Source organism: Pseudomonas inefficax (assembly GCF_032164165.1).
GTDB classification, from domain to species: domain Bacteria; phylum Pseudomonadota; class Gammaproteobacteria; order Pseudomonadales; family Pseudomonadaceae; genus Aquipseudomonas; species Aquipseudomonas inefficax.
Genome location: NZ_CP134401.1, coordinates 4964036 through 4972078 on the forward strand (window position 1 = coordinate 4964036; position 8043 = coordinate 4972078).

Annotated in this window: 5 protein-coding genes; 1 reads left to right on the plus strand and 4 read right to left on the minus strand. The window is 63.9% G+C overall.

The window, feature by feature from the left end:
- Nucleotides 1-8: 8 nt before the first annotated feature.
- The 3 genes from RIN61_RS22380 to RIN61_RS22390 are packed head-to-tail and all read right to left on the minus strand — an operon-like array spanning nt 9 to nt 2693.
- Nucleotides 9-803 carry an ABC transporter permease gene (locus RIN61_RS22380; protein ID WP_025339622.1) on the minus strand — a complete coding sequence of 265 codons (795 nt, stop codon included), beginning with the start codon at nt 801-803 and terminating at the stop codon, nt 9-11.
- Nucleotides 804-807: 4 nt separating this feature from the next.
- On the minus strand, nt 808-1677 hold the full coding sequence (locus RIN61_RS22385; RefSeq protein WP_112252180.1) for an ABC transporter permease: 870 nt from the start codon (nt 1675-1677) through the stop codon (nt 808-810).
- A complete protein-coding gene (locus RIN61_RS22390; protein ID WP_112252179.1) occupies nt 1674-2693 on the minus strand; it encodes an ABC transporter ATP-binding protein in 1020 nt (339 codons plus the stop codon). Before RIN61_RS22390 ends, RIN61_RS22385 begins: the two co-directional genes overlap by 4 nt.
- A 248-nt stretch (nt 2694-2941) precedes the next feature.
- Between RIN61_RS22390 and RIN61_RS22395 the strand changes: the two genes are divergently transcribed.
- Nucleotides 2942-3769 carry an IclR family transcriptional regulator gene (locus RIN61_RS22395; protein WP_207879422.1) on the plus strand — a complete coding sequence of 276 codons (828 nt, stop codon included), beginning with the start codon at nt 2942-2944 and terminating at the stop codon, nt 3767-3769.
- Between the two features lie 2274 nt (nt 3770-6043).
- On the opposite strand, the gene RIN61_RS22400 is transcribed toward RIN61_RS22395, so the two are convergent.
- Nucleotides 6044-7897 (minus strand): ABC transporter ATP-binding protein, encoded by a 1854-nt coding sequence (locus RIN61_RS22400; RefSeq protein ID WP_112254274.1) that lies wholly within the window; start codon nt 7895-7897, stop codon nt 6044-6046.
- Between the last annotated feature and the right edge of the window lie 146 nt (nt 7898-8043).

An 8043-nucleotide genomic window follows, 5' to 3' on the forward strand; every position in this document is an offset into this window, starting at 1 on the left:
ATTCCTTGTCATTGCTTGCCCACCAGCACGCGGTCCAGGCCATATACGCGGTCCAGGGCGACCATGGTCAGGGCCGTGACGGCGATCACCAGCGCCGAGACGGCGGCCATCATCGGGTCGATGGATTCGGTGGCGTACACGTACATGCGCACTGGCAGGGTCTGGGTGGCAGGCGAGGTGACGAAGATCGACAGGGTCACTTCGTCGAAGCTGTTGATGAACGCCAGCAGCCAGCCGCCGGCCACGCCGGGCAGGATCATCGGCAGGGTGACCTTGCAGAACAGCGTGACCCGGCCAGCCCCCAGGCTTTGCGCGGCCTGCTCGGCGCTGCGATCGATACCGATGGCTGCAGCCAGTACCAGGCGCAGCACGTAAGGGGTGATCACCACGACATGGGCGAACACCAGCCAGGCGAAGCTGCCATTGACCCCCAGCAAGGCGAACAGCCGCAGCAAGGCCACACCCAGCACCAGGTGCGGGATGATGATCGGCGACAGCAGCAGGCCGTTGAGGAAGCCTTGGCCGGGGAAGCTGTAGCGGGTGATCGCCAGGCCCGCCGGCACGGCGATCAAGGTAGCCAGCGAGGCAGCCAGGGCCGCGAGTTTCAGGCTGTTGTAGAACGCATCGAGGAAATCGGCACGCTCGAACACGGCGCTGAACCAGCGCAGCGAGAAACCGGCGGTGGGCAGGCTCAGGGTGTTTTCCGGGGTGAATGCCACCAGGCACACCACCACCAGCGGGGCGAGCATGAACAGCATCACCAGGGCGTGAAAGGACAGGGCCAGCGGGCCGTTACGGGTCATCGGTTCAGACTCCAAGTGCGCGTTTGTAGCGGCGTTCGACCAGCCGGTTCCAGCTGAGCATCACCAGCAGGTTGATCAGCAGCAGGGCCACGGCGATGGTGGCGCCCATCGGCCAGTTCAGTTCGGCCAGGTACTGGTCGTAGATCATGGTGGCGACCATCTTCAGCCGGCGCCCACCCAGCAGGCCGGGGATGGCGAAGGAGCTGGCGGCCAGGCCGAAGACGATCAGCGTGCCCGACAGTACGCCGGGCATGATCTGTGGCAGCACGATGCGGCGGAACACCGTCCACTGGCTGGCGCCCAGCGATAGCGCAGCCTGCTCGGCGGCAGGGTCGAGCTTCTGCAGCGAGGTCCACACCGGGATGATCATGAACGGCAGCATCACGTGGACCAGGCCGATGATCACTGCAAAGGGCGTATACAGCAGCTTCACCGGCTGCCCGCCGAGGGCGGTGATGCCCTGGTTGACCAGGCCGTCGGCGCCCAGCAGCAGGCTCCAGCCGAAGGCTCGCACCACCACCGAAATCAGCAATGGGGTCAGTACCAGTATCAGGAAGATCGAGCGCCACGGCGCGCCCATGCGGCTGAGCACCAAGGCCTCGGGAATGCCGATCAGCACGCACAGCAGGGTGACCAGGGCACTGATCCAGAAGGTGCGGAAAAAGATCTGGTAGTAGTAGGTGTCGGTCACCAGGCTCAGGTAATGGCCCAGGGTGTACTGGCCGGCCTGGATACCGCTGCTGTAGTCGAATGCGTTGAACGACAGCAGCACTGTCAGCCCCAGTGGCGCTACCAGCAAGGCCAGGAACAACAGCAGCGCCGGGCTGCTGAGGCCGTAGCCCCAGGCGCTGCTGCGCAGCTTTGCCGCGCTCATGCCGCCACCTCGCCAGCATTCAGCACCCGCAGCAGGGCATCGTTCCAGTCCAGGCCGACCTGTGTGCCTTCATCCAGCGGTGTGTTGCCGTCGTTGGCACGCACCACGGCCAGGTTGCCCAGGGCGGTGTCGACCCGATATAGCCATTGGCTGCCGAGGAAGTAGCGGCAGCTGATGCGGCCTGCGAGCTTGCCGCTACCGGCCGGGCCGAGGCTGATCTTTTCCGGGCGCAGGCTGAGGGTCAGCGGGCCCAGGGCATTGGCCTGCGGTTGCCCGCCGGGGCCGATTGCGCCGCGCAGGCGGTTGGCCTTGCCGACAAAGTCGGAAATGAAGGGTGTGCCCGGGTGTTCGTAGAGGCGGTAGGGGTCATCGACTTGGGTGATGCGCCCGGCTTCCATCACCACTACCCGGTCGCTGATCGACAAGGCCTCGGCCTGGTCGTGGGTGACCATCAAGGTGGTGATGCCGACCTCGTTCTGGATGCGACATATCTCGAACTGCATTTCTTCACGCAGGTGGGCGTCCAGGTTGGACAGCGGTTCGTCCAGCAGCAGCACCGGCGGTTCGATCACCAGTGCGCGGGCCAGGGCCACACGCTGGCGCTGGCCGCCGGAGAGCTCGCGTGGGTAGCGCTCGGCATGCTTGTCCAGGCGCACCAGCGCCAGGGCCTGGTCGACCCGGCGGGCGATCTCGGTGCTGGCCACCTTGCGCATGCGCAGGCCGAAGGCGACGTTGTCGCGTACGGTCATGTGCGGGAACAGTGCGTAACTCTGGAACACCACGCCCAGGCCTCGGCTGGCCGGTTTGGCATGGGTGATGTCGCGGCCGTCGAGGACGATGCGACCGCTGGTGACCTCGACGAAGCCGGCAATCATTTGCAGGGTGGTGGTCTTGCCGCAACCCGAAGGGCCAAGCAGGGAGACGAACTCGCCTTTCTCGATGGCCAGTGACGAGCTGGCCACTGCCTCCGTGGCGCCATAGCGCTTGCAAAGATTTTCGATCAACAGAAAGGTCATGGCTGTGCTCCATCGCAAACGGAACCGGGGTCAACCGGCAGTTTCAGGGTGGGCAGAGCGCCAGCGGCAAAAGCAAAGCTTTTACGGACGTTGGCGCTCGCTTCTGTGGCGGCGGCCGATGTTGTGATATCGCCCTATGGACCGGAGAGTAGGGCAATGATTAGGATGGCGACAAAGGGTAATTTCACTGAGTGACAGCTATTTTGAAATTATTCCGCTGAGTGGAATTTCTAAGGGTTGGATGAAAGATGGATTCCGATAAACGAAATGGGCAGCCCAAGGAAGTAGGTGTCAGTGCGGTGTCGCGATTGTTCGCCGTATTGCGTGCGCTGGGAGAATGCGGCGGCGAGGGCGAGAAGGTCAGCCAGCTGGCGCAGCGGGTTGGCCTGGCGCAGCCCACCACTCACCGCCTGCTGCGCAGCCTGATTGAAGAAGGCATGGTCGACCAGTGCGCGACCAGCAAGCGCTACCGGTTGAGCCTGGATTTTTTTGCCTTGGCGGCCAAGGCCGGGCAAGCCGGCAACCTGCGCGATGTGGTGCGCCCCAGCCTGCTGCGGCTATCGGCGTCGCTGGGCGATTCGCTGTTCCTGCTGGCACGCTCGGGGTTCGATGCGGTGTGCCTGGACCGCAGCGAAGGGCCGTACCCGATCCGTACCTTCACCGGCGATATTGGCGGCCGTGTAGCTTTGGGGGTGGGGCAGGGCAGCCTGGCCATCCTGGCCTTCCTGCCGGAGGAGGAGCGCGACGAGGTGATCCGCTACAACCTGCCGCGGTTGAAGGATTTCCACCATTACGACGAAGTCATGCTGCGCGCCGAAATCGACAATGTGCGCAGCCTCGGCTATGCCGGGCGCAACACCGGAGTGCTCGATGGCATGGCCGGCCTGGCGGTGCCGATTCTCGATCGTAACGGCCATGCGGTGGCGGCCTTGAGCGTGGCGACCATCAGCGACCGCCTGGGGCCCAACCGCATGCCGACCGTGGTGGCACTGCTCAAGCGCGAGGCGGCGGCGATCGGCGAGCGGGTCAACCCGTTCGACCCGGTGCTGCGCCGGCCTTCGCATGTGTTTGGTTGAGGGCCAGGATTGAGCTCAGTCCATCGTCGCGATGGAACACTGATGAAGGCCGACGCATGGCACCGGCTTTGCCGGTGTTCGCGGGTGAACCCGCTCCCACATTGAACCGTGCAAACGTTCGAGGTTCTGGTCAGGGCAGTTGTTTCTACCGGCATGGCACAGGCCCAGGCCGGCGGCTATCCCTGTGGGAGCGGGTTTACCCGCGAAGCAGGCAACGCGGTGCATGGCACCGGCTTTGCCGGTGTTCGCGGGTGAACCCGCTCCCACATTGAACCGTGCAAACGTTCGAAGTTCTGTTCAGGGCAGTTGTTTCTACCGGCATGGCACAGGCCCAGGCCGGCGGCTATCCCTGTGGGAGCGGGTTTACCCGCGAAGCAGGCAACGCGGTGCATGGCACCGGCTTTGCCGGTGTTCGCGGGTGAACCCGCTCCCACATTGAACCGTGCAAACGTTCGAAGTTCTGTTCAGGGCAGTTGTTTCTACCGGCATGGCACAGGCCCAGGCCGGCGGCTATCCCTGTGGGAGCGGGTTTACCCGCGAAGCAGGCAACGCGGTGCATGGCACCGGCTTTGCCGGTGTTCGCGGGTGAACCCGCTCCCACATTGAACCGTGCAAACGTTCGAGGTTCTGGTCAGGGCAGTTGTTTCTACCGGCATGGCACAGGCCCAGGCCGGCGGCTATCCCTGTGGGAGCGGGTTTACCCGCGAAGCAGGCAACGCGGTGCATGGCACCGGCTTTGCCGGTGTTCGCGGGTGAACCCGCTCCCACATTGAATCGTGCAAACGTTCGAGGTTCTGGTCAGGGCAGTTGTTTCTAACGGCATGGCACAGGCCCAGGCCGGCTGCTATCCCTGTGGGAGCAGGTTTACCCGCGAAGCAGGCAACGCGGTGCATGGCACCGGCTTTGCCGGTGTTCGCGGGTGAACCCGCTCCCACATTGAACCGTGCAAACGTTCGAGGTTCTGGTCAGGGCAGTTGTTTCTAACGGCATGGAACAGGCCCAGGCCGGCTGCTATCCCTGTGGGAGCGGGTTTACCCGCGAAGCAGGCAACGCGGTGCATGGCACCGGCTTTGCCGGTGTACGCGGGTGAACCCGCTCCCACATTGAACCGTGCAAACGTTCGAGGTTCTGGTCAGGGCAGTTGTTTCTGGCGGCATGGAACAGGCCCAGGCCGGCTGCTATCCCTGTGGGAGCGGGTTTACCCGCGAAGCAGGCAACGCGGTGCATGGCACCGGCTTTGCCGGTGTACGCGGGTGAACCCGCTCCCACATTGAACCGTGCAAACGTTCGAGGTTCTGGTCAGGGCAGTTGTTTCTGCCGGCATGGAACAGGCCCAGGCCGGCTGCTATCCCTGTGGGAGCGGGTTTACCCGCGAAGCAGGCAACGCGGTGCATGGCACCGGCTTTGCCGGTGTTCGCGGGTGAACCCGCTCCCACATTGAACCGTGCAAACGTTCGAGGTTCTGGTCAGGGCAGTTGTTTCTGGCGGCATGGAACAGGCCCAGGCCGGCTGCTATCCCTGTGGGAGCGGGTTTACCCGCGAAGCAGGCAACGCGGTGCATGGCACCGGCTTTGCCGGTGTACGCGGGTGAACCCGCTCCCACATTGAACCGTGCAAACGTTCGAGGTTCTGGTCAGGGCAGTTGTTTCTGGCGGCATGGAACAGGCCCAGGCCGGCTGCTATCCCTGTGGGAGCGGGTTTACCCGCGAAGCAGGCAACGCGGTGCATGGCACCGGCTTTGCCGGTGTTCGCGGGTGAACCCGCTCCCACCTTGAACCGTGCAAACGTTCGAGGTTCTGGTCAGGGCAGTTGTTTCTACCGGCATGGCACAGGCCCAGGCCGGCTGCTATCCCTGTGGGAGCGGGTTTACCCGCGAAGCAGGCAACGCGGTGCATGGCACCGGCTTTGCCGGTGTTCGCGGGTGAACCCGCTCCCACCTTGAACCGTGCAAACGTTCGAGGTTCTGGTCAGGGCAGTTGTTTCTACCGGCATGGCACAGGCCCAGGCCGGCTGCTATCCCTGTGGGAGCGGGTTTACCCGCGAAGCAGGCAACGCGGTGCATGGCACCGGCTTTGCCGGTGTTCGCGGGTGAACCCGCTCCCACATTGAACCGTGCAAACGTTCGAGGTTCTGGTCAGGGCAGTTGTTTCTGCCGGCATGGAACAGGCCCAGGCCGGCTGCTATCCCTGTGGGAGCGGGTTTACCCGCGAAGCAGGCAACGCGGTGCATGGCACCGGCTTTACCGGTGTTCGCCGGGCCCGCTCCGATACAAGCCTACTCCATCGCCTCGGCCACGCCCTGGTCCTCACCCAGGAACCCGCCACTCTGGTGCTGCCACAAGCGTGCATAGGTACCTTTCTTCGCCAGCAGTTCCGCATGGGTGCCTTGCTCGATGATGCGCCCTTCATCCATCACGATCAGCCGGTCCATGGCGGCAATCGTCGACAAGCGGTGGGCGATGGCGATGACGGTCTTGCCTTGCATCATCTCATCCAGGCTTTCCTGAATGGCCACTTCCACTTCCGAGTCCAGCGCACTGGTGGCTTCGTCCAGCAGCAGGATCGGTGCGTTCTTCAACATCACCCGGGCAATGGCGATGCGCTGGCGCTGGCCACCAGACAGCTTGATGCCGCGCTCTCCCACCAAGGTGTCGTAACCGCTGTTGCCCTGGCGGTCGCTGAGCTGGCTGATGAAACCATCGGCCTGGGCGCTGGCCGCAGCGGCGCGGATCTGCGCCTCGGTCGCATCGGGGCGGCCATAGGCGATATTGTCGCGAATCGAGCGGTGCAACAGCGAGGTGTCCTGGGTGACCATGCCGATGGCGCTGCGCAGGCTGTCCTGGGTGACCATGGCCACGTTCTGCCCGTCGATGCGGATTTCCCCTCGGTCCACGTCGTAGAAGCGCAGCAGCAGGTTGATCAGGGTGGACTTGCCGGCGCCGGAGCGGCCGACCAGGCCGACCTTTTCGCCCGCGCGGATGTGCAGGCTCAGGTCGTCAAGCACCTGGCGCTCGCCGTTGTAGTTGAAGCCGACCTTGTCGAAGCTCACCGCGCCCCCCTTGGTCACCAGCTCGGTGGCGCCCGGTGCATCCTTTACCTTGGGGCCGCGGGTGAGGGTAGCCATGCCGTCCTGCACGGTGCCGATGTTTTCGAACAGCGAGGTTATCTCCCACATGATCCAGTGGGACATGCCGTTGATACGCAAGGCCATGGCGGTGATCGCGGCCACCGCCCCGGTGCCGACCTGGCCCTGGTGCCACAGCCACAGCGCATAGCCACCGGCGGCAATGATCAGGCCCACTACCAGCGCCTGGTTGACGATTTCGAACTGGCTGACCAGACGCATCTGGCGAAAACCGGTCTGTTTGAAGTCTTCCATGGCTGCGCGCGCGAAGTGCGCTTCGCGGTTGGAGTGCGAGAACAGTTTCACCGTGGTGATGTTGGTGTAGGCGTCGGAAACCCGGCCGGTCATCGATGACCGGGCGTTGGCCTGTTCCTGGCCTACCTTGCTCAGGCGGGGCACGAAATACAGCATGGCCAGGCTGAACAGCACCACCCAGGCAATGAATGGCAGCATCAGCTTCAGGGCAAAGCCCCCGGCCAGGGCAATGATCGCGATGAAGTACACGCCGATCCCGGGCAGGATCTCGATGATGGTGAACAACACATCGCGTACTGCCAACGCCGTCTGCATCACCTTGGTGGTGACCCGGCCGGAAAACTCGTCAGAAAAGAACGACAGGCTCTGGCGCAGCATCAGCCGGTGAAAGTCCCAACGCAGGCGCAGCGGCAAGTTGATCGCCAGTACCTGGTGCTGAAGCATGGTGCGCAGCGCCACCAACCCGATGCTGGCCAGCAGGACGATGCCGATGCCCCACAGCACCCGGGTTTCTTCGGCGCCGACGGCACCGCCGGCCTGCCACGCCGAGAGCAGGTCTACAACTTGGCCGAGAAAGGCGAATAGCCAGGCTTCGTAGATCGATACCCCGGCACTGAGCAGCGCAAGCGCCAGGATGTAGCCGCGCGCCCCCCGAGTGCAGGCCCACATGAAGCGCAACAGGCCAAGCGGTGGCGGTGGTATCTCGTCAGGGGGGAAGGGGTCGAGCCAGCGCTCAAAGATACGAAACATGCTTGTCTCCGGAAATCAATTCTTGCCTGGCCGATGGCCATGACCCACAGCGATGCACGCGCTGTCGATAAGCCGGGCTTGGGCTGCAAGGCAGCCCGGTCAAGCCGGCAAACCTTAACTGACTGACACTGCCCCTACGGTTGTTG